General features: G+C 68.9%; 17 protein-coding genes and 1 pseudogene. 4 read left to right on the top strand and 14 right to left on the bottom strand.

Going from position 1 to position 19,393, the window contains the following annotated elements; translation table 11 throughout:
* Window positions 1-7: 7 nt before the first annotated feature.
* The 7 genes from secF to ACYVKI_RS05385 all read right to left on the bottom strand — a co-directional run bounded on the left by secF (window position 8) and on the right by ACYVKI_RS05385 (window position 7,209).
* A complete protein-coding gene (gene secF / locus ACYVKI_RS05355; RefSeq protein ID WP_460689272.1) occupies window positions 8-1,186 on the bottom strand; it encodes a protein translocase subunit SecF in 1,179 nt (392 codons plus the stop codon).
* Complete coding sequence (gene secD / locus ACYVKI_RS05360; protein WP_460689273.1) at window positions 1,186-3,243, bottom strand: protein translocase subunit SecD; 2,058 nt, start codon at window positions 3,241-3,243, stop codon at window positions 1,186-1,188. Before secD ends, secF begins: the two co-directional genes overlap by 1 nt.
* 125 nt (window positions 3,244-3,368) lie before the next feature.
* Window positions 3,369-3,716 (bottom strand): preprotein translocase subunit YajC, encoded by a 348-nt coding sequence (locus ACYVKI_RS05365; RefSeq protein WP_460689274.1) that lies wholly within the window; start codon window positions 3,714-3,716, stop codon window positions 3,369-3,371.
* A 159-nt stretch (window positions 3,717-3,875) separates the two neighbouring features.
* Entirely contained in the window at window positions 3,876-4,949 is a 1,074-nt protein-coding gene (gene ruvB / locus ACYVKI_RS05370; RefSeq protein WP_460689275.1) for a Holliday junction branch migration DNA helicase RuvB, read from the bottom strand.
* The gene (gene ruvA, locus ACYVKI_RS05375; RefSeq protein ID WP_460689276.1) at window positions 4,946-5,575 is read right to left on the bottom strand and encodes a Holliday junction branch migration protein RuvA; all 630 of its coding nucleotides are present in this window, start codon (window positions 5,573-5,575) and stop codon (window positions 4,946-4,948) included. The genes ruvB and ruvA overlap by 4 nt, the downstream gene beginning before the upstream one ends.
* A gap of 167 nt (window positions 5,576-5,742) precedes the next feature.
* Window positions 5,743-6,438 carry a crossover junction endodeoxyribonuclease RuvC gene (gene ruvC / locus ACYVKI_RS05380; RefSeq protein WP_460689277.1) on the bottom strand — a complete coding sequence of 232 codons (696 nt, stop codon included), beginning with the start codon at window positions 6,436-6,438 and terminating at the stop codon, window positions 5,743-5,745.
* Between the two features lie 12 nt (window positions 6,439-6,450).
* Window positions 6,451-7,209 (bottom strand): YebC/PmpR family DNA-binding transcriptional regulator, encoded by a 759-nt coding sequence (locus tag ACYVKI_RS05385; protein ID WP_460689278.1) that lies wholly within the window; start codon window positions 7,207-7,209, stop codon window positions 6,451-6,453.
* 141 nt (window positions 7,210-7,350) lie between these two features.
* Between ACYVKI_RS05385 and ACYVKI_RS05390 the strand changes: the two genes are divergently transcribed.
* On the top strand, window positions 7,351-9,507 hold the full coding sequence (locus ACYVKI_RS05390; RefSeq protein WP_460689279.1) for a M3 family metallopeptidase: 2,157 nt from the start codon (window positions 7,351-7,353) through the stop codon (window positions 9,505-9,507).
* On the opposite strand, the gene pgsA is transcribed toward ACYVKI_RS05390, so the two are convergent.
* The 5 genes from pgsA to ACYVKI_RS05415 form a co-directional block, all read right to left on the bottom strand.
* On the bottom strand, window positions 9,508-10,122 hold the full coding sequence (gene pgsA / locus ACYVKI_RS05395) for a phosphatidylinositol phosphate synthase (protein WP_460689280.1): 615 nt from the start codon (window positions 10,120-10,122) through the stop codon (window positions 9,508-9,510).
* On the bottom strand, window positions 10,122-10,781 hold the full coding sequence (locus tag ACYVKI_RS05400) for an HIT family protein (RefSeq protein ID WP_460689415.1): 660 nt from the start codon (window positions 10,779-10,781) through the stop codon (window positions 10,122-10,124). Before ACYVKI_RS05400 ends, pgsA begins: the two co-directional genes overlap by 1 nt.
* Window positions 10,782-10,812: 31 nt before the next feature.
* A complete protein-coding gene (gene thrS, locus ACYVKI_RS05405) occupies window positions 10,813-12,831 on the bottom strand; it encodes a threonine--tRNA ligase (RefSeq protein ID WP_460689281.1) in 2,019 nt (672 codons plus the stop codon).
* Between the two features lie 232 nt (window positions 12,832-13,063).
* Complete coding sequence (locus tag ACYVKI_RS05410; protein WP_460689282.1) at window positions 13,064-13,954, bottom strand: Fpg/Nei family DNA glycosylase; 891 nt, start codon at window positions 13,952-13,954, stop codon at window positions 13,064-13,066.
* Between the two features lie 22 nt (window positions 13,955-13,976).
* Window positions 13,977-14,450, bottom strand: coding sequence for a ribose-5-phosphate isomerase (locus tag ACYVKI_RS05415; protein WP_460689283.1), 474 nt, complete (start codon window positions 14,448-14,450; stop codon window positions 13,977-13,979).
* Between the two features lie 247 nt (window positions 14,451-14,697).
* Here ACYVKI_RS05415 and ACYVKI_RS05420 point away from each other — a divergent pair.
* Both ACYVKI_RS05420 and ACYVKI_RS05425 read left to right on the top strand, forming a co-directional pair.
* Window positions 14,698-15,165, top strand: a pseudogene (locus tag ACYVKI_RS05420) (OsmC family protein); the annotation flags it as partial.
* Between the two features lie 282 nt (window positions 15,166-15,447).
* Window positions 15,448-15,876 (top strand): globin, encoded by a 429-nt coding sequence (locus tag ACYVKI_RS05425; RefSeq protein WP_460689416.1) that lies wholly within the window; start codon window positions 15,448-15,450, stop codon window positions 15,874-15,876.
* A gap of 57 nt (window positions 15,877-15,933) precedes the next feature.
* Here ACYVKI_RS05425 and ACYVKI_RS05430 read toward each other — a convergent pair whose 3' ends face one another.
* The gene (locus tag ACYVKI_RS05430; protein WP_460689284.1) at window positions 15,934-16,683 is read right to left on the bottom strand and encodes a hypothetical protein; all 750 of its coding nucleotides are present in this window, start codon (window positions 16,681-16,683) and stop codon (window positions 15,934-15,936) included.
* Window positions 16,684-16,881: 198 nt separating this feature from the next.
* Between ACYVKI_RS05430 and ACYVKI_RS05435 the strand changes: the two genes are divergently transcribed.
* Window positions 16,882-17,907: an acyl-CoA thioesterase gene (locus tag ACYVKI_RS05435; RefSeq protein WP_460689285.1), complete on the top strand. Its 1,026-nt coding sequence runs from the start codon at window positions 16,882-16,884 to the stop codon at window positions 17,905-17,907.
* Between the two features lie 94 nt (window positions 17,908-18,001).
* Here ACYVKI_RS05435 and ACYVKI_RS05440 read toward each other — a convergent pair whose 3' ends face one another.
* On the bottom strand, window positions 18,002-19,240 hold the full coding sequence (locus ACYVKI_RS05440; protein WP_460689286.1) for a glycosyltransferase: 1,239 nt from the start codon (window positions 19,238-19,240) through the stop codon (window positions 18,002-18,004).
* Between the last annotated feature and the right edge of the window lie 153 nt (window positions 19,241-19,393).

Raw genomic sequence — 19,393 nt, forward strand, 5'->3', positions numbered from 1 at the left:
CGCCATGTCAGCGTCGCAGGTCGTCGCCGGAGGGGTCACCGTCATCGTCGAGCCCGGGGCCCTGCGGCTCCAGCCCGGTGATGATGACCTCGTAGGCCTCCTCCTCGAACTCGTCCTCCTCCGGCTCAGGCTCCGGCAACGGGGGGAACGCCACCGGCCGGCCCGCATCGTCCAGCGGAGTGCCCGAGTAGGTGACAGTGTCGACTCCCCGCTCCTCGCGCAGGCCCAGGACCTCCGCGGTGTGGGCGACGATGTCGGCGTCATGACGGCGCATGCGCGCATAGAGCGGAGCCTGGACGAAGATCGTGGCCAAGGTGCCCACGATGACCCCGACGAACAGTGCCAGGGAGATGTCCCGCAAAGTCCCGGCTCCCAGCAGCCAGGCGCCGATGAACAGGATCGAGCCCACCGGCAGGATCCCGACGACCGAGGTGTTCAGCGACCGGACCAGCGTCTGGTTCACCGCGAGATTGACCCGCTCGGTGAAGGTCTGGTCCTTCTGCTGCGTCAGGGACTGCACGTTCTCACGGATCTTGTCGAAGACCACCATCGTGTCGTAGAGGGCGTAGGACAGGATGGTCAGGAACCCGATGATCGCGCTGGGGGTGACCTCGAAGCCAGAGGCCGAGTAGATCCCCGCGGTGGTGATCACCACGAAGCCCAGGCCGAGGATCGCCGCCAGCGACATCTTCCACGTCCGGAAATAGACGGCCATGTAGAGCGCCACCAGGATGATGAAGATGATCAGTCCGAGCATCATCTGTTCGGAGACCTGCTCGCCCCAGGTGGGCCCGATGAAGGTCGAGGTCACCTGATCCGCGCTGACTCCATAGCCCTCCTGCAAGGCCTCGGCGACCTGAAGGGTCTCGTCATCGGTGAGCTGCTCGGTCTGCACCCGGACGGTGTTGGCCGCGATGTTGGTGACCGTCGCCTCCTGCGTGGAGAACTCGGCGACGGCCTCCTCACCGATGGCGATGTCGGTCTCCTCCGTCTGGGAGATCGTGAACTGGGAACCACCGGTGAACTCGATGCCGAGGTTGAACCCTCCCCGCACGAAGGGGATGGCGATGGAGATCAGCACGGCCAGGGCCGCCAGGATGAACCACAGGTTGGACTTCTGGATGAACGGGTAGGCCCGCTCACCGGTGTAGAGCTGGTTGCCGGCCTTGGCGACACCTGCTGCCATCAGCGGGCCTCCTCATCATTCTCGGGGGTCGACGGGGAGGCACTGTCGGCCTCCTCGCCGCGTGCGGACCGGCGGGCTCGTCGGGAACGGGCTCGACGCCGTTCGGCGATGGTCATGGAGGCCAGATCGGCGGCGTCCTCGTCATCAGGCGCCTCAGCCGGATCCTGGAGCTGCGTGGCGGCGGCCGTTCGGTCCCTCTGCTGGGAGGATTCCGCGTCCTGGCCGGACGACACGGTGGAGGACGTCGCCTGCCCTGGCCCCTGCCCTGACCTCTGCCCTGTCGCCTGCGGAGGCTCCGAGGAGGCCCGGGGCACCGTCTCGGTGTCCCCGGCCGCCTCCGCAGGGGATACGGCGCCGGTCGGTCCGCCATCGCTGGAGGACAGCTCCTGTCGAGCGAATCGTCCCGCCCCCCGATAGAGCACGTCCACCCCCAGCTCGGCGGCGGAGAGCCCGGAGAACTTCCGACCGGCGGCGAAGAACGTGCGCCGGGCCAGCAGCTGCATCACCGGGTGGGTGAAGAGGAAGACCAGGATCACGTCCAGGATCGCGGTCAGCCCCAGGGTGAAGGCGAAGCCCCGCACATTGCCCACAGCGACCATGTAGAGCACCACCGCGGCGATCACGTTCACCGCCTTGGAGGCCAGGATGGTGCGCCGGGCCCGGGCCCATCCGGCCTCCACCGCACCGGCCAGCGACCTGCCTTCGCGGAGCTCGTCCTTGACACGTTCGAAGTAGACGATGAACGAGTCTGCGGTGAGACCGATCGAGACGATCAGCCCCGCGATCCCGGCCAGCGACAGGCGATACCCGTCGGACCAGCCGAGCAACGCGATAGCCCACCAGGTGAGCAGCCCCACCACGGCCAACGAGGAGATCGTCACCAGCCCCAGCGCCCGGTACTGGAACAGCGCATAGCCAGCCACCAGGACGAGTCCGATGATGCCGGCCAGCAGGCCCATGCGCAGCTGGTCCTCACCGAGGGTCGCAGAGATCTGCTCCTCGGACTGGATCTCGAAGGTCACCGGCAGTGACCCATAGCGCAGCTGCTCGGACAGGTTCCGCGCCTCGTCCTCCGTGAAGTTGCCGGAGATCTCCGCCCGACCGTCCGAGATGGGAGCATTCATCCGGGGCGCCGAGATCACCCGGTTGTCCATCACGATGGCGAACTGGTTGCGGACGCCCTCGAGGCCGAAGAGGCGCGTGGAGGACTCGCGGAACTCCTCGGTGCCCTCACGGTCCAGCGTCAGGTTGACCACCCAGCGGCCGGTCTGATTGCCGGTCTGCGTCTGCTCCATGCCGAAGCTGGCGTCGGAGAGATGAGTTCCGGGCACTTCGACCGGGCCCAGCAGGTACTTCATCCCCGTGTCGGGCTCACAGGTGACCAACGGCTGGTCCGGATCCGCGGCTTCCCGCTCCTCGATGCTCACCTCACGGGTGCAGCGGAAGTTGGCGAAGTCAGCGGCGACCTCGGGGGTGATCCAGTTCAGGTCTGAGGGGTTCTCCGGCTCAGCGGTCGGCTCCTGGAAGTCCTCGGGCGCCGCGAGATCGTCGGCGGAGTCCTCCTCCTGGGCCTCAGCCTCCGCCCGGAGCTCCTCGGCCTCCTCCTCCGAGAGCCCCTCCTCCGCGAGCTCGTCCTCGATCAGCTGATCGACGTAGGTGGGATCCATCTCCGCCTGCAGCACCGGCCGGAACTCCATGTTCGCCGAGGCCTGGATGAGTTCACGGGTCTCCGCATCCGGACTCCCCGGCATGCCGACGACCACGTTCTCCGCTCCCTGGGTGGCGATCTCAGCCTCGGCAACTCCCGAGCCGTCGACACGCTGGCGGATGATCTCCACGGCCTGCTCCAGCTGTTCGTCATCCAGCTGCTCGTCTCCGTCGACATGCGGTGAGAGCACCATCTGTGTGCCGCCGGAGAGGTCGAGCGCCAGCAGGGGGGCCAACTGGGCACGGTCCTGGGACACTCCGTAGGCCAGCAGTCCGCCCATCCCGAGGATGAGCACCAACAGTCCGATCAGTGCCGCTCGTGCGCGGGACACCGGTGTGCTTGTCGCCATCAGGCTCTGGTCAACCTTCCGCTCGTCGGATGTCTCGAGCCCCGGCGCGCGGTCGCGCTGCCGATGCTCTCAGACGGCACAGCCCGCGCACCGGTCAGGTGGCGGGCTGTGCAGGGGTGCTCGGGTTAGCGGTCCTCGCGCTCTGTGGGCTCCTCGGAGGAGCCCTCTGCGGCGTCCTGAGCCGGGGCCTCAGCCGGGTCCTCGGGGGAGGTCGCCGGCGTCACCACGTGCTGGACCGCCGGCAGCTGGAAGTCGACACGGTCACCGCCGGAGAACTCGAGGGTGACGCGCTGGCGCTCCTCGTCACGGGTCACCACGGTGCCGACGACACCGCCTGCGGTGACCACCTCAGCACCCGGGACAGCGCCGCTGATGGCGGCGGACTGCGCATCGCGCATCTTCTTCCCACGCCGGAAAGTCATCACCATGAAGAGCGCGAGGATGGCGACCATGATCAGCAGAAAGGGGTCCATCAGAGGACACCTCCATCCGCCACGGCTGCCTGGTGCATTGCGAGGTTTCGAGGTTCGTTCACCGGTGGGGCCAATCTGTTCTCTCGGAGGGCAGGTCACGGCACGGGACCACACCACAGGGGCTGCGGACCGAACGGTGCCGTTCAACCGGACAGACTATCAGCTGTCCCCCTGCCGAGCGGTCGGTTCCGCCGCGCCGTCGGAGCGGGGACTGCTGCCGGCGGAGTCCGGAGGCTCCAGACCGAGGTGGCGCCAGGCCTCATCGGTGGCGATCCGCCCCCGAGGGGTGCGGGCCAGAAGCCCCTCCCGCACCAGATACGGTTCCGCGACCGTCTCCACCGTCTCGGTCTCCTCCCCCACCAGGATGGCCAAGGTGGACAGCCCGACCGGACCTCCCCGGAACTTGGTGCACAGGGCCCGCAGCACACCCCGATCGAGTCGGTCGAGACCTCGCCGATCGACCTCATAGGTGTCCAGGGCCTGCCCTGCGGCGTCACGGTCCACGACCGGGACCTGGTGTACCAGAGCCCAGTCGCGGACGCGACGCAGCAGCCGATTGGCGATGCGCGGCGTCCCTCGGGAGCGACCCGCAATCTCGGCGAAGCCCTCGTCGTCGACCTCGATGTCCAGCATCCCCGCGGAGCGCCGCAGCACCTGCTCCAACTCGCCGGCGGAGTAATACTCCAGCTGCCCGGTGAATCCGAAGCGGTCCCGCAGCGGTCCGGGCAGCAGGCCTGCCCGGGTGGTGGCTCCGACCAGGGTGAACGCGGGCAGCTCCAGCGGAATGGAGGTCGCCCCGGCGCCCTTGCCCACGATGATGTCGACTCGGAAGTCTTCCATCGCCATGTACAGCATCTCTTCCGCGGGACGAGACATCCGATGGATCTCGTCGATGAAGAGCACCTCACCCTCGGTGAGCGAGGACAGGATGGCCGCGAGGTCCCCGGCATGCTGGATGGCCGGTCCAGAGGTGATCCGCAGGGCGGCGTTCATCTCTGCCGCGATGATCATCGCCAAAGTGGTCTTGCCCAGGCCGGGTGGACCAGAGAGGAGCACATGGTCCGCGGCGGCCCCTCGGAGCCGAGAGGACTCCAGCACCAGCGACAGCTGCCCCCGGACGGTGGCCTGTCCGACGAAATCCTCCAGGGACTTCGGGCGCAGAGCGGCCTCGAGGACCTTCTCCTCGGCGGCAGGGGCTGTCCCCACCAGCTCGCGCGGATCCTCAGTGCTCATCGGCCGCTCCCGGCGGTGGTCGAGCCGAGCATCCGCAGCGTGTGGCGCAGCACAGCCGCGACCTCCGCCTCGGCCAGCTCCGGGGTCTCATTCAGGACCTGCTCCACCGCGGAGCGGGCGTCCTTCTCCGTCCAGCCCAGCGACGTCAGCGCATCCTGGACCTGGGCGCGCACCTCCTCAGCCCGGGTGGGGGCCTGCGGTGCAGGGTGGGCCGCCGGCTGATCGATGACGAGCTTGCCGGCAAGCTCCAGCAGGATCCGCTGGGCCGTCTTCTTGCCGATTCCCGGGACCTTCGTGAAGGCTGCCGTGTCCGAGTCGGTGATCGCCTGACGGACCTCAGTCGGAGTGTGCACGCTCAACACGGCCAGGGCCAGCCGAGGCCCGACACCAGAGATGCCCAGCAACGTCGTGAAGATCTCCCGCTCCCCCGCGTCGGCGAATCCGAAGAGCAGCGGTGCATCATCCTGCCGGGGCACGAACGAGGTCTGCAGCCTGGTCTCCTGGCCGAGACGGAGCTCCCCCAGCGTCTGCGGCGTCGCCGTGACCTCCAGACCGAAGCCGGAGACTTCGACGACGGCATGATCCAGTCCCACGTGGAGCACCTCGCCCCGGATCGAAGAGATCATCGTCCACCTGTCCTGTCTCGCATGGAGGCGGTCCTGCCGGTCAGTGCCGACCGAACCGTGGGGTGTCCCGGATCACCGCCCGGTCGTGCCATCCAGCCGCCTGGTGCTCCCGAGGACACCCCACTAGTACACATCTTCGAAGAAGACTACCGTGACCGTCGACGATCTCAGGGCCCGACGCGCCCGGATCGCCCACTGGAGGCCGCCCGGCGCTCCGCGTCCCGCCACGCACGCTGCGCCGCCGTCAGACCCGTCCCGCGGGTCTCCGCCGCCTTCTGCAGCGCTGTCCGGGCCCCCTGATGGGTCCGAGTCCCTGCCGCCATGTCATACCGGGTGCCGATGCCCGAACGCCACGCATGGCAGATCGCCACCGCATAGGCGTCTGTGGCGTCCACGGGCTTCGGCAAGGCCGGCAGCCCGAGGATGCGCTGGACCATGCGTGCGACCGCCGCCTTGTCGGCAGAGCCATCGTCAGTGACCGAGCCCTTGACCTCGGAGGGCGTGTGCCAGGCCACTGGTATGCCCCGGGCAGCGGCGGCGGCGATCACCACCCCGGAGGCCTGCGCGGTGCCGATCACCGTCGGCGCATTGTTCTGGGCGAAGACCCGCTCGATCGCCAGCACGTCAGGAGCGTAGACGTCGAGCAGTCGCTCGGCCGCGCGCTGGATCAGCAGGATCCGCTCCGCCAGGTGCTGGTCCGACCGGGTGCCGGTGACCTCCACATGCACCGAGGAGCCGGTGCGGTCCCGGTGCATCTCCACGATGGCGAAACCGCAGCGCGTCAGCCCCGGGTCGACCCCCATGATCCGCTGGGCCACCCGGGAATCGCCGGCCGTGCCGCCCACGGGCCTCGATGCCGCCATCGCCGGCCCGGATCAGCTCTCGGCGTCGAGCGCGGCCAGCGTCTCCGCACTGAGGTCGGCGTTGGTGTGGACGTTCTGCACATCGTCGAGATCCTCGAGCGCATCGTGGAGTTTGAGGAACTTCTTGGCGGCGTCCAGGTCGAGATCGACCTTGACGTCGGAGACGAACTCCACCTCGTCCGAGTCATAGGTGATGCCGGCGGCCTCCAGTCCCGTGACCACATCCTGCAGGTCCTGGGGCTCGGACTGCACCTCGAAGGAGTCCTCATGTTCGATGACCTCTTCGACGCCGGCCTCCAGGACCGCTGCCAGCACGTCGTCCTCCGTGAGCCCCTCCTTGGGAACTGTGACCACACCCTTGCGTTGGAACATGTAGGCCACACTTCCAGGGTCCGCCACTGTCCCGCCGGAGCGGGTCACCGCCACCCGCACTTCGGACGCCGCACGGTTGCGGTTGTCCGTGAGGCACTCGACGAGCAGCGCTGAGCCCTGCGGCCCCCGCACCTCATAGGTGATCTCCTCATACTCCACGGCGTCACCGGTCAGACCTGCTCCGCGCTTGATGGCCCGGTCGATGTTGTCATTGGGGACCGAGTTCTTCTTCGCCTTGGAGACCGCGAGGTCGAGGGCCGGGTTGCCCGCCGGGTCGGGGCCTCCGTTGCGCGCGGCGACCTCGATCTGCTTGATGTACCGGGCGTTGATCTTGGCACGCTTGGCGTCCACTGCCGCCTTGCGGTGCTTGGTGTTGGCCCATTTGGAGTGGCCGGCCATAGTTCTCCGTTCTCGTCTGTCAGGGTTCTCGTCCGTCTGGGTTCTCGCCTGCCAGGAATGCAGGGCAGCGCATGTCGAGGCGACATGCCACGCGTAGTCTGTCTATCAGCCTACCGTCGACACGTTCGGAAAGCAGACGCCATGACTCACTCGACCTCGGCCGCCTCCACCGCCGACCATCCTGCGCCGTCCATCTCGCCTGAGGCCGCTGTGGACCCCTTCGGTGCGGGCTTCCTGCTGGACCATCAGCATCCGGACATGCGGATGATCACCGACGAGGACTGGCTGCCTGCCTTCCGGGCCGCGATGGCCGAGCAACGCCATGACCTGGAACAGGTGACCGCCGACGACACCCCGGCGGACGTGGACAACACGCTGCGGGCGATCGGTCGTGCCGGGCTGCGCCTGCGCCGCATCCGCCGAGCGTTCTCCTGCCTGCTCTCCGCTGACGGTACCGAGGCTCTCCACCAGGTCCAGGCGGTGATCTCACCGGAGCTGGCCGCTCACCGTGACTGGATCCAGCTCCATCCCGGGCTGCATCGCCGCCTGCAGGCCCTGGCCGCCCGCGCGGACTCCGGCGCCACCACGCTCAACGCTGAACAGGCCCGGTTCCTCGAGCAGCTCCTCGTCGAGGCCCGCACCGCCGGCGCCGGCCTTGACGAGGCCTCCCAGGCCCGGCTGCGAGGCCTCAACCGCCGTCTCGCCGAGGAGGAGGCCGCCTACCAGCGGCTCCAACGCCGGGAGGCGGTCGAGGCCTCAGTGCTGGTGACCGCCCCGGCCGCTGTCTCCGCGATGAGTCCGCAGGACCGGTCTGCGGCCGCCGCCGCGGCCCGCGAAGCCGGCCACGACACCGGACATCTGCTGGGTCTGACCATGCCTGTCCAGCAGCCGCTGTCGGCCTCGCTGCCGGACCGGGCTCTTCGGCGGCGCCTCCACGAGGCATCGACCTCGCGCGGCACGCGGCCCGGCGAGGACGGCCGGACGACCCGGCAGATCGGTGCGCAGATCGCCGTGCTCCGCGCACGACGCGCCGAGATCCTGGGACACCGTCACCACCTGGACGCCGTGCTGCCGTTGCGCACGGCCACGGACCGTCAGGCCATCGAAGCGATGCTGCGTCCCGTGGTCCAAGGCGGGCTGCGACGCCTGGCCTCTGAGCTGACGACCGTCGAGGAGCATCTGCGCACCACCGGAAAGATCGACGACGAGCTCCGCCCATGGGACATCAGCTACGGGATGGCCTGCGTCGCTCGGTCGCGGAGCTGCCGGACCGAAGGCACCGCAGGATCGGCTGAAGGCGCACTGCCGCTGAAGACGGCGTTGTCCCGGGTCTTCTCTGCGGCCGGTCAGGTGTACGGGCTGCAGATGGTCGAACGTGCTGACCTGCCGTCGTTCGTCGAGGGGGCGCGTAGTTTCGAAGCCCGCGAGGACGACGGCACGGTGACAGGCATGGTCCTGCTCGACCTCTTCCGCCGCCCCACGAAGGCCGGCGGAGCCTGGATGAACTCCTTCTCCGTGGCCTCCGGGCTGACCGGCACCCGACCGGTGGTCATCGTCTGTCTGAACATCGCACGACCCTCCGACGGGGAGACCGCCTGGGTCACCCGCGCCGAGCAGCGCACGCTGTTCCATGAGTACGGCCACGCGCTGCACGGTCTGCTCGCCGAGACCGAGTTCGACGAGCTCTCGGGCACCGCCGTACCACGGGACGCCGTCGAATTCCCCTCACAGGTCAACGAAGTCTTCGCCGAACTCTGGCCGAGGGCCGAGGCCGAATCCCCGGAGGCCGACCCCCCGGACGCCGCTTCTGCAGAGTCCCCGACGCACGACCTCGGGGACGCACAGTGGTGGGGCCAAGGCCTGAAGACGGTCGAGCACGTCGCCGCCGTCGTGCTCGACCTGGCCTGGCACACGCTGAGCGCCGAGCAGGCAGAGGCGGCGGCCACCGATCCAGAGGCCTTCGAACGGCACGCTCTGGCTGCCTGGGGCCTCGACCATCCCCTGGTGCCGCCGCGCTACAGCACCGGCGGCTTCAAGCACATCTTCGCCGGTTCCGGATACGCCGCGGGATATTACTCCTACCTGTGGGCGGAGGTGCTCGCCGCCGACGCCGCCGAGTGGTTCCGTGGAACCATGGGAGATGCCCCGGCCCTGGCACGGGCCGGTCGGCGCTTCCGCCGCGAGCTGCTCAGCAGGGGAAACACCCGTGACATCCAGGAGTCCTTCCGCCGGGCAGTCGGTCACGACCCGTCCATCACCCCGATGCTGCGCGCCCGGGGAATGGACACGCCCACATGATCACCGACTCTGCCGATGGGCCTGACGCCGGACGCTGACCATGCGCTGGCCCACTGTCACCGCCGAGGCCGCGGCCAGCAGGGTGAGCACGCCCAGCAGCACCCCCGGGTGGAGCCCCAGTCCGGTGAACCCGGTGAACACCAGAGTCGCCACCATCCGCTCCGGCCGCTCGGCGACGCCGACGTCGGCGGTGTAGCCCAGCGCCTCGGCCTTCGCCCGGACGTAGGAGACCAGGCCCCCGAGCAGGAGGCAGGCCGCGGCCGCCACTCCGATCCACGGGTGATCGCCGCCGGTGAAGAACCAGACCAGCAGACCGAGGAACACCGCCCCGTCCTGGACCCGGTCCAGGGTCGAATCCAGGAAACCTCCCAGGGGTGAGGTCTTCCCGGTGGAACGGGCCATGAGCCCGTCGATGAGGTCGGAGAAGACGAACAGGGTGATGAAGACCGTGCCCCAGAACAGCTCACCCAAGGGGTAGAAGATCAGGGCGCCGAGGCTGACTCCGAGGGTCCCGACGACGGTGACGGCGTTCGGAGTGACCCCCATCCGAATCAGCAGGCGGGCGATCGGGGTGAACAGGGCGGCGAAGAAGGTGCGTGCGTAACGATTGAGCATCAGGCCTCGCCCTCGCCCGCACAGGACTCGGCCCCCCGGGTCGCATCCTGCCGCCCGACGCTCGGGCTGTCCGTCGTGTCATCCGCCTGATCATCGGTGAACCTGCGGGCGGCCTCGTCCCAGGCGGCGTGCAGCAACCGGTGGGTCTCTCCCAGCGTCTGAGCCATGTTCTTGGTCTGCGCGATGATGGGCAGGAAGTTGCCGTCTCCACCCCAGCGGGGCACCACATGCTGGTGCAGATGCGCGGAGATGCCCGCGCCGCCGGCCTTGCCCTGGTTCAGCCCCAGATTGAACCCCTCGGGAGCGGCCACGGCGCGCAGCGCCGCCATCGCAACCTGGGAGAGGCGCATGAACTCCTGCGACTCCTTCAGGGTGAGATCCGTGAGATCCGGAACATGCCGATAGGGGCACACCAGCAGATGGCCCGGATTGTACGGATAGAGATTGAGCAGCACGTAGCAGTGGTCGCCCCGGTGGACGATCAGCGACTCCTCGTCCGATCGTGCCGGACCGGCGCAGAAAGGACAGTCGTCGACGCCGGAGACCTGGTCCTGGCCGCGCTGCATGTAGGCGATGCGATGCGGATTCCAGAGCCTCTGGAACGCATCAGGCACGCCGGCGAGGGTGAAGTCGTCCTGCTGAGCACCGGCGTCGCCCATGAAGTCGCGCTCCCGATCCACCACGAGGGGCTCAGACCTGACGGTCCTCGATGGCCTTCAGGATCCGCGTCACGGCCTCCTCGACGGGGACCTGATTGTCCTGGCTGCCGTCACGGAAGCGGAAGGACACCGCGCCGGCCTCGGCGTCCTCACCTCCGGCGATGAGCACGAACGGGATCTTGTCCTTCGAGGCGGTGCGGATCTTCTTCGGGAACCGATCGGTGCCATCCTCCAGCTCCGCACGCACCCCAGCGGCCTTCAGTCGGTCGATGACCTCACCGAGGTAGTCGTTGAACGGCTCGGCCACCGGGATGCCTCGCACCTGCACAGGAGCCAGCCAGGCCGGGAAGGCTCCGGCGTAGTGCTCCAACAGGATCGCGAAGAACCGCTCGATCGATCCGAAGAGGGCCCGGTGAATCATGATCGGGCGCTGACGGGTTCCGTCCTCGGCGGCATACTCCAGGCCGAAGCGCTCCGGCAGATTCGGGTCGACCTGCACCGTGGAGAGCTGCCACTGCCGCCCGATGGCGTCGGTGACCTTCAGATCGATCTTCGGCCCGTAGAACGCGGCCTCGCCCGGGATCTCGGTGAGCTTCAGCCCGGAGTTCACCGCCACGTTGCGCAGCGCCTGGGTCGCATCCTCCCAGAACTGGTCGGATCCGACCCACTTGTCCTTCTCCTCGTCGCGCATGGAGAGCTCCAGCTCGAACTGCTCCAGGCCGAAGTCCCGCAGCAGCGAGACCACGAACTCGACGACCTTGGTGATCTCCTCCTCCAGCTGGTCCTGCCGCACGAACAGGTGCGCGTCGTCCTGGGTGAAACCGCGCACACGGGTGAGCCCATGCAGGGCCCCGGAGCGCTCGTTGCGGTAGACGGTCCCGTTCTCCGCCAGCCTTAGCGGCAGCTCCCGATAGCTGCGCCCCCGCTCCTTGTAGATGAGGATGTGCATGGGGCAGTTCATGGGCTTCAGGAAGTAGTCCTGACCCTGCTTGGTGATGTTGCCCTCGTCGTCGCGCTCCTCGTCCATGTGGATGGCAGGCCACATGTCGTCCTGGTAGTTGGCCAGGTGCCCGGAGGTCGCGAACAGATCCGCCTTGGAGATGTGCGGCGTGTAGACATAGGTGTACCCGGACTCCAGGTGGCGCGCACGGGCGTGCTGCTCCATGATCCCGCGCACCAGCCCGCCCTTGGGGTGCCAGACGGAGAGACCGGAGCCGATCTCCTCGGGGAAGCTGAACAGGTCCAGCTCGCGGCCGAGCCGTCGGTGGTCGCGCCGCTCGGCCTCGGCCAGGCGGTCCTGATAGTCCTTCAGATCATCCTTGGTGGGCCACGCAGTGCCGTAGAGACGCTGCAGCTGCGGGTTCGTCTCCTTGCCCCGCCAATAGGCCCCGGCCGCACGCATGACTGCATACCCGTTGGCGATCAGCTTGGTGTTCGGCAGGTGGGGGCCGCGGCAGAGGTCGGCCCAGACCCGCTGACCCTTGCGGTCCACGTTGTGGTAGATCGTGATGACGTCCCCGCCGACCTCCACATCCGCTCCGTCAGCCGTGGCGTCCCCGCTCGAGGCCCCCAGCAGCTCGAGCTTGTAGGGCTCCTCGGCCATCTGCCGTGTGGCGTCGGCAAGGTCGACCACCTCACGTTCGAAGGTCTGGCCGGACTTCACGATCTTCTGCATCGCCTTCTCGATCTTCTTCAGATCCTCCGGCGTGAACGGTTCCTCGACGTCGAAGTCGAAGTAGAAGCCGTCCGTGATGTACGGTCCGATGCCGAGCTTGGCGCCGGGAAAGAGCTGTTGGACGGCCTGGGCCATGACATGGGCGGTCGAGTGCCGCAGCACGTCGAGACCGTCCTGCTCGGTGATGTCGACAGGCTCGACGACGGCGCCGGCGGGGATCTCACGCGACAGGTCCCAGAGCTCGCCGTCGACTCGCATCACCACAGTGGTCGGCTGCTCCGCGAAGAGGGTGGTCCCGGTGGTGCCCCGCGCGATGCCGGTGGCCTCGCCGTCGATCGTGATGGTGATCTTCTCGGACACAGCGTTCTCGGACACGTGGAACGGTTCTCCTCACGGATCGGCCGGCGTCACCGGCCACGGGCAGGACACATCCGACCCCTCGACGGGGTCGGGAGTGATTCTACGGGACTCGGACTGCTCACACGCATTCCGGCCGCAGACACTGCGCCCAGCGGACGGTGTGACTGGCGCACACCCTCCGTCTCCCCTGCCTCTCCACTCCCCTGCCTCTCCACTCCCTGTCACCCTCCTCCGCCAGCCTACGGAGTCAGCGCTGGCACCCGGGACACCAGTACAGGGTCCGCCCCTGCAGCTCGCGCGCCGCCAGCGGTGTTGAACAGCGCAGACACGGCGTGTCCTGCTGGCGGTAGACCCAGTGTCGGCGTCCGTCGGCAGATGAGAGCATCTCCTCATCCTCGGGTTTCAGGGTCCGGATCACGCCGTCACGGACCCCGTCACGCAGCTGTGCGGTGAGCCGGCACCACAGGGAACCGATGGCCTCACCGGGCACGTCCCGGGCAGGAGACCAGGGGTCGAGGCGCTCCAGGAACAGCGACTCCGCCCGGTAGATGTTCCCCACACCGGCGATCACCGCCTGGTCCATCAGGGCGGCTCCGAGCGGGACCCGGCGTCGAGCCAGCCGACGGGCGAACTCCTCGACGTTCTCGTCGAGGATCACGTCCCGGGGCTGACGCAGCGGGTCGGGACCGAGCCGCGCGATGATCCGCTGGTGTTCCTGAGGCGTGAGCACCGCACATGTGGCGGGTCCTCGCAGATCGGCCCATCCGTGGCGGGAGCGGATACGGGCACGGACGGCCCCCTCCGGCACCGTGGGGACGATCCAGCCGTCGTCGTCATACCGGATCTCCCAGGACTGCCCCGCGGCCCGGGGAGCACCGAGAGTCGCGGCTCCGCCGAAGGTCTCGTCGCCCCGGAAGCTGAACGCCCCGTAGAGACCGAGGTGCACCTGCCAGACGCGATCGTCGACATGGACGAAGAGGTGCTTGCCCCAGGCTTCTGCATGCGCCGGCACGCGCGCGTCCAGCAGCGTCGCACCCGCGGCGAACCGCCCCTGGGGAGAGCTGACCTTCCACTGGCGACCCACGAAGAGCGCCGCGATCTGGTGCGCGAGCCGATGAAGGGTGTGGCCTTCAGGCATGACGGTGGATGACCGGTGACGATCAGTCGACGATCTCGCCGGTCTCCTCGTACCGGGCGATCTTGCCGATCCGGCGCGCGTGCCGCTCCTCCTCAGCCCACCGGCCGGTGAGGAAGGCCTCCACGATCTCGGTCGCCTCCTCTGCGCTGTGCTGGCGGCCGCCGAGGGCGACGACGTTGGCGTCGTTGTGCTCGCGGGCCAGTCGCGCGGTGTCCAGGTTCCACGCCAGGGCCGCCCGGATCCCGCGGACCTTGTTGGCCGCGATCTGTTCGCCGTTGCCGGAGCCCCCGAGAACGATGCCCAGGGAATCCAGTCCGTCACGGCGCTCCTGGGCCACAGCCTCGGCAGCCCGCAGGCAGAACCCCGGGTAGTCGTCGAGCGCGTCGTACTCCTGAGGTCCGTGGTCGATCATCTCGTAGCCCTGGGCGCTGAGGTGCGTCACCAGGTGGGCGGAGAGCTCCATGCCGGCGTGGTCTGTGGCGATGTGGACGCGCATGTCAGGCGGTGTTCCTCTCGGGACTGTCAGGTGGCGGTCGGCTCGGCGACTCCAGCAGGTGCTGAGGCGCCGAGGCCATCCTATGGGGGAATCGGTCCGGCCCTGAATGCGGGCCCCTGAACGGGAGCCCGTGAAGGTGCCCCCGTGAAGGTGCGCCCGTGAAGGTGCGCCACGGATGCGCTCCATGGGGAGACCCGCGGCGGCGGAACGGTATCGTGAAGGGAGAGCGACCACGGATGAGGAGAGCATGCAGATCGACCAGCACAGCTTTCGGGTGGAGGTCACCTGGAGCGACGCCGACGGCGGCACCACCGGTCCGCGCGGCTATCGGCGTGAGCACACCGTCACCGCTGTTCTCAGCGACCGGGAGCAGGCCCGCGGTCTGGAGCCGCCCCCTCCGCTGACCGGCTCGGCCGCCCGGGCCTTCCACGGCGACGCCGAACGGTGGAATCCCGAGCAGATGCTGCTGGCCGCTCTCGCGCAGTGCCACACGCTGTCCTATCTGCACGCGGCGGCCGGTGCGGGCCTGGTGGTCACTGCGATGACCGTGCGCGGCACCGCGGAGCTCCGCGTGCACAGCGACGGCTCCGGAGAGATCACCGCCGCGGTGCTGCGCCCGGTGGTCACACTCGCCGACGACTCTCAGCGCCAGCAGGCCGATGCGCTCCACGCGGAGGCCGCGCAGCGGTGCTTCATCGCCCGCAGCGTGAACTTTCCGGTCACCCACGAGCCGATGGATCCGAGCGTCGGGGCCCCCGAGGCCCCGGGCCCCGCCGACGATGGGGCCCGGCCCGCATTCTCCCGAAGGCTCGGCGCCCCGATCGCCACGCTGAAGCCGGTGGGCAAGGCCCCCTCGCAGGTCAGCGGGCTCCCTGGGAAGAACGAGCACAGCGGCGAGGCCCAGCACGGCACCGAGGGCCGGTCGGGGGGAGACGCCGCGCAGCCGACGAGCGATCGGTCGGCAGCACAGCCGGCGCCGCAGCGTGGTGGCGCAGACATGGGCTATCTGCCCGCGCCCGACGGCCGGCCGGTGGGAGACAGCTCCCCCTCGCCGGAGCAGAAGAGCTTCTTCGACGAGGTGGGCGGTCACGAGACGTTCCAGAAGATCGTGGACGTCTTCTATGCGCAGGTGGCCGAGGACCCGGACTTTCGGTCCCTGTACCCGGAGGAGGATCTGGAGCCGGCCAAGCGGCGCCTGCTGATGTTCCTCGAACAGTACTGGGGAGGGCCCCGGACCTACCAGGCCGAACGGGGCCACCCGCGGCTGCGCATGCGCCATATGCCTTTCCGCGTCGACGCCGCCGCACGCGACACCTGGCTGCGGTACATGCGCCGTGCCGTGGAGGCCGCGGAGCTCTCCCCGCTCCACGAGGAGATCCTGTGGGACTACCTGGAGCGGGCCGCCCACTCCATGGTCAACAGCTGAATCCTGGGCTCGCGCGAACGGTCACCGCTGCTCTGTCCCCTCCCTGAGCGCAGGAGCTCAGAGCCCCGACCGTCGGCAGAGGATGAATCCCCCGGCCGAGCTGAGCCGCAGCCACCGGCCCCGCGCGTGGATCGTAGTCCGCCCCCGGGTCCCCCGAGCGGCCAGGAAGTTCAGTGCGTGGGCTCCGAAGGCGGCGCCCGCAGGCACCTGCGGAGCGGCCGTTCCGCCGTCGCGAGCGGCCAGCTCGGCCAGATCTCGCCCCCAGACGCGTTCACGGACCTGCTCCACGACAGCGGCCCCTGCGGTGTCCGGAACCGTCTCGGCGATCTCTGCGATGCCTCGCTCAGCGGCGGTGCGGATGTCGTCGTCGTCGATCTCGCCCAGCGGCTCCCATCCTGAGCGAGGCGGAGTCACCGCGGCCCACGGCACCGAGAGACGGCTGGGCGGCAACGGCAGCACCGTCTCGGCGGGGTTCAACCGCGCCAGGCGTTCGGTGATCGAACTCAGCTCCGCCGTGACATCGGCCGACGACGGCTCGGCCAGCGCCATGGTGCGCAGCCCCAGCACGGCCGGCAGTCGGCCGACCAGCGAACCCGGCGTCATCACCGGGACCCAGGCGGCGAGCACCGATCCGATCGCCTGCAGCCTGATGCCCTGCTCCTGGATCCTGCGCGCTCGACGGATGTACGTGCTCAGATCCTGCAGAGCCACGGCTTCCGCGAAACGCAGCTCCTCGGCTTCCGTCGGCGTGCCACCGGAGGACGCAGGGGAGGGCTGAGGCGTGCTGCGGGGTGAAGAGCTGGTCATACTCCACATTGTCCCACTGGGGGATCCCCCGACAGTCCGGCAGGCCCCGACTATGACACCGGGTGTCCGTCACAGATGAGGGTCGCGTCACACCAGCCGCAGGCGTGCAGTGAGCGTCGAGGCGCCCGGACAGGTCAACCGGTACAGGTCGCGGCCCGCTGTGCCCCTGGGACGGGCGGCTCTGGATAGAGTGGCCCCATGGCTGAACGACCGTACCGCGTCCCCACCCCCGCCGAGGCCGTCGAACGCCTGGTGGGCATGCTGGAGGTCCAACCGCTGGAAGCGGCTGACGAAGCAGGTGCCGGCGAGGAGCGATTCCGCGGACCCGTGTTCGACCAGGCCTTCTGGAGAGTCTTCGGCGGCCAGGTGCTCGCCCAGTCCGCGATCGCCGCCATGCGCACGGTGGACCCTGAGCGTGTCATCCATTCGGTGCACGGCTACTTCCTGCGGCCCGGCGACGCCACCAAACCGTTGGAGATCGGTGTGGAGCGTCTCCGCGACGGCGGTTCGTTCTCCGCCCGACGCAGCCAGGCCTATCAGGACGGCCGTCCGATCCTGTCGATGATCGCCTCCTTCCAACGGCCCTCCCCCGGTCCCTCCCACCAGCAGCAGATGCCGCTGGATGTTCCGCCGCCCGAAGAGCTGGCCGCGCCGCATGAACTGGTCGGCCATGTGAAGCACCCGATCATGCAGGAATGGGGGCACGGTCGGCCCTTCGAGATCCGTCATGTGGACCGGCCCATCTATCTGGAGGGGGATCCGGCGCCTCGCGCCTCCAACGCGGTGTGGATGCGCGCTCGTGCCCCGCTGCCCGAGGACCCCAGCATCCACCGTGCCGCGATCCTCTATGCCTCGGACTACACCCTGCTGGAGCCCATTCTGCGTCGGCATGATCTCTACTGGGCGAAGCCCGGGATCAAGGTGGCCTCCCTGGACCACGCCATGTGGTGGCACCGCGACGCGGCCGCCGACCAGTGGCTGCTCTATGTCCAGCACAGCCCCAGCGCGCAGAGCTCCCGCGGGCTCGGTGCCGGCGCGATCTACACCCGTGAGGGCACGCTGGTGGCCACTGTGGCTCAGGAGGGCATGGTGCGCCGGCCCCACGGCCTCAAGCCACGGATCCAGGAACGCATCCAACGCTCTATGGTGCGCAGCTCTCGCACGCAGCGGCAGCTTGACCGGAAATACGGGAGCGCCTGGGCCTCACGCTACTTCACCCGATGACCTGGGGAAGAGGCCAGGGCCTCTTCTGGTCAGGGCACCCGGCGGGCATGTTCCTTCGTGACGGTCCGACTGGCCGGCACTTCGGCCCTCGGTCTCAGACCGAGACCGCCAGGAGGCTGCAGTAGAGGCGTCGACCAGCTGTCGCAGTGGCCGCCCACGAGTACTCCTCCGCCAGCGCGGCAGCAGTGACGCTGTACCGGGACCAGGCGCGCCGGTGCAGCACCAACCAGCGCATCTCCTCAGCCCAGGCGGCCGGGTCCAAAGACTCCACCAGACGGCCGGTGCGTCGGTGTCTGACGAGCTCGGAGAGTCCCCCCACGTCATGGGCGAGCACCGGAGTGCCACAGGCCATGGCCTCCAGTGCCACCAGTCCGAAGGACTCACTGTAGGAGGGCATCAGCACCGCGTCGCTCTCCCGGAACAGGCTGGCCAGCTGCGGATGGGGCAGCGGCTCGGTGGTGCGCACCAGATCCTCGACCCCGTGCGCGGCGGCGAGCTCAGCGATGTCCAGGGCGTCCTGACCGCTCTGCCGTCCGGCTACAGTGAGCTCGACCGGCGTGTCAGGCATGGTCCGTCGGAGCTCTCCCAGGGCGGCGACCGCCACCTGCGGACCCTTGTGGGGCTGCAGGCGGCCGGCGAACGTGAGCCGGAGTGGGCGGCCCTCCAGGCGTCCACGAGGATCCTCCCCTGAGGGAGGATAGAAGGTGCTCAGGTCCACTCCGGGACGCACCAGGGCCACTCCGGAGGGCGGCACGCCGAAGAGCCGGACCAGGTCGTCGCGTTCGCCGGTGGTGTTGGCGGTCAGCATGCCGGCAGCCCGCGCGATCCGGGCCTCGGCGGCATCGCGCCGGGGGTCCTCAGCAGTACGAGGATCGCATTCCTGCTTGATGGCCCCGATCGTGTGCATCGTGTGCACCAGCGGAGCCCGGAGCCGACGAGCCATGGTCATCCCGGCCAGTCCGGAGATCCAGTAATGGGAGTGGACGGTGGTCACCGGCGCGGGGTCGACGGCGGTCAGGCTGCGCAGCGCCCGCGCAGCCAAGGAGTCGGCCTGGTCCACCAGGCTGTTCTTGTCTCCTCCGCCACCGACCTGGAGCTGATGGACTCGTCGTCCGTCGGCGAGCTCCCGCACATGGTCGGGCTGGTCGCCTGTGGTCACCAGATCGATGCAGACCCCGGCGCTGCGCAGGGCCCGGGACAGGGCGTTCACATAGACGTTGAGTCCTCCTGCATCACCGGCCCCGGCCTGTGCCAGCGGTGAGGTGTGCAGGCTCACCATCACGATGCGCAGCGCTTGGGTGCCTCCGCAGGGAAGTGTGGTGGTGCTGAGCATGGGCAGATCTCCATGGGCGGCTGATGCGGGTCTCGACGAGGCCATCCGGGCATGGGCGGCGTCGCTGTCTCCATTGTGCCTGAGCGAGGCCCCTGGTGGGCTGTGAGTCAGCTCGGCCGCCGTACTCGGTGGGGCCGGGCCCGGCCGTCTGAT

It is taken from the genome of Nesterenkonia suensis, assembly GCF_054782935.1.

Excerpts from the sequence above, each read along its gene's own strand:
- secF (WP_460689272.1), bottom strand. The coding sequence starts at position 1,186 with ATGGCAGCAGGTGTCGCCAAGGCCGGCAACCAGCTCTACACCGGTGAG.
- secD (WP_460689273.1), bottom strand. The coding sequence starts at position 3,243 with ATGGCGACAAGCACACCGGTGTCCCGCGCACGAGCGGCACTGATCGGA.
- ACYVKI_RS05365 (WP_460689274.1), bottom strand. The coding sequence starts at position 3,716 with ATGGACCCCTTTCTGCTGATCATGGTCGCCATCCTCGCGCTCTTCATG.
- ruvB (WP_460689275.1), bottom strand. The coding sequence starts at position 4,949 with ATGAGCACTGAGGATCCGCGCGAGCTGGTGGGGACAGCCCCTGCCGCC.
- ruvA (WP_460689276.1), bottom strand. The coding sequence starts at position 5,575 with ATGATCTCTTCGATCCGGGGCGAGGTGCTCCACGTGGGACTGGATCAT.
- ruvC (WP_460689277.1), bottom strand. The coding sequence starts at position 6,438 with ATGGCGGCATCGAGGCCCGTGGGCGGCACGGCCGGCGATTCCCGGGTG.
- ACYVKI_RS05385 (WP_460689278.1), bottom strand. The coding sequence starts at position 7,209 with ATGGCCGGCCACTCCAAATGGGCCAACACCAAGCACCGCAAGGCGGCA.
- ACYVKI_RS05390 (WP_460689279.1), top strand. The coding sequence starts at position 7,351 with ATGACTCACTCGACCTCGGCCGCCTCCACCGCCGACCATCCTGCGCCG.
- pgsA (WP_460689280.1), bottom strand. The coding sequence starts at position 10,122 with ATGCTCAATCGTTACGCACGCACCTTCTTCGCCGCCCTGTTCACCCCG.
- ACYVKI_RS05400 (WP_460689415.1), bottom strand. The coding sequence starts at position 10,781 with ATGGGCGACGCCGGTGCTCAGCAGGACGACTTCACCCTCGCCGGCGTG.
- ACYVKI_RS05410 (WP_460689282.1), bottom strand. The coding sequence starts at position 13,954 with ATGCCTGAAGGCCACACCCTTCATCGGCTCGCGCACCAGATCGCGGCG.
- ACYVKI_RS05415 (WP_460689283.1), bottom strand. The coding sequence starts at position 14,450 with ATGCGCGTCCACATCGCCACAGACCACGCCGGCATGGAGCTCTCCGCC.
- ACYVKI_RS05425 (WP_460689416.1), top strand. The coding sequence starts at position 15,448 with ATGGGCTATCTGCCCGCGCCCGACGGCCGGCCGGTGGGAGACAGCTCC.
- ACYVKI_RS05430 (WP_460689284.1), bottom strand. The coding sequence starts at position 16,683 with ATGACCAGCTCTTCACCCCGCAGCACGCCTCAGCCCTCCCCTGCGTCC.
- ACYVKI_RS05435 (WP_460689285.1), top strand. The coding sequence starts at position 16,882 with ATGGCTGAACGACCGTACCGCGTCCCCACCCCCGCCGAGGCCGTCGAA.
- ACYVKI_RS05440 (WP_460689286.1), bottom strand. The coding sequence starts at position 19,240 with ATGCTCAGCACCACCACACTTCCCTGCGGAGGCACCCAAGCGCTGCGC.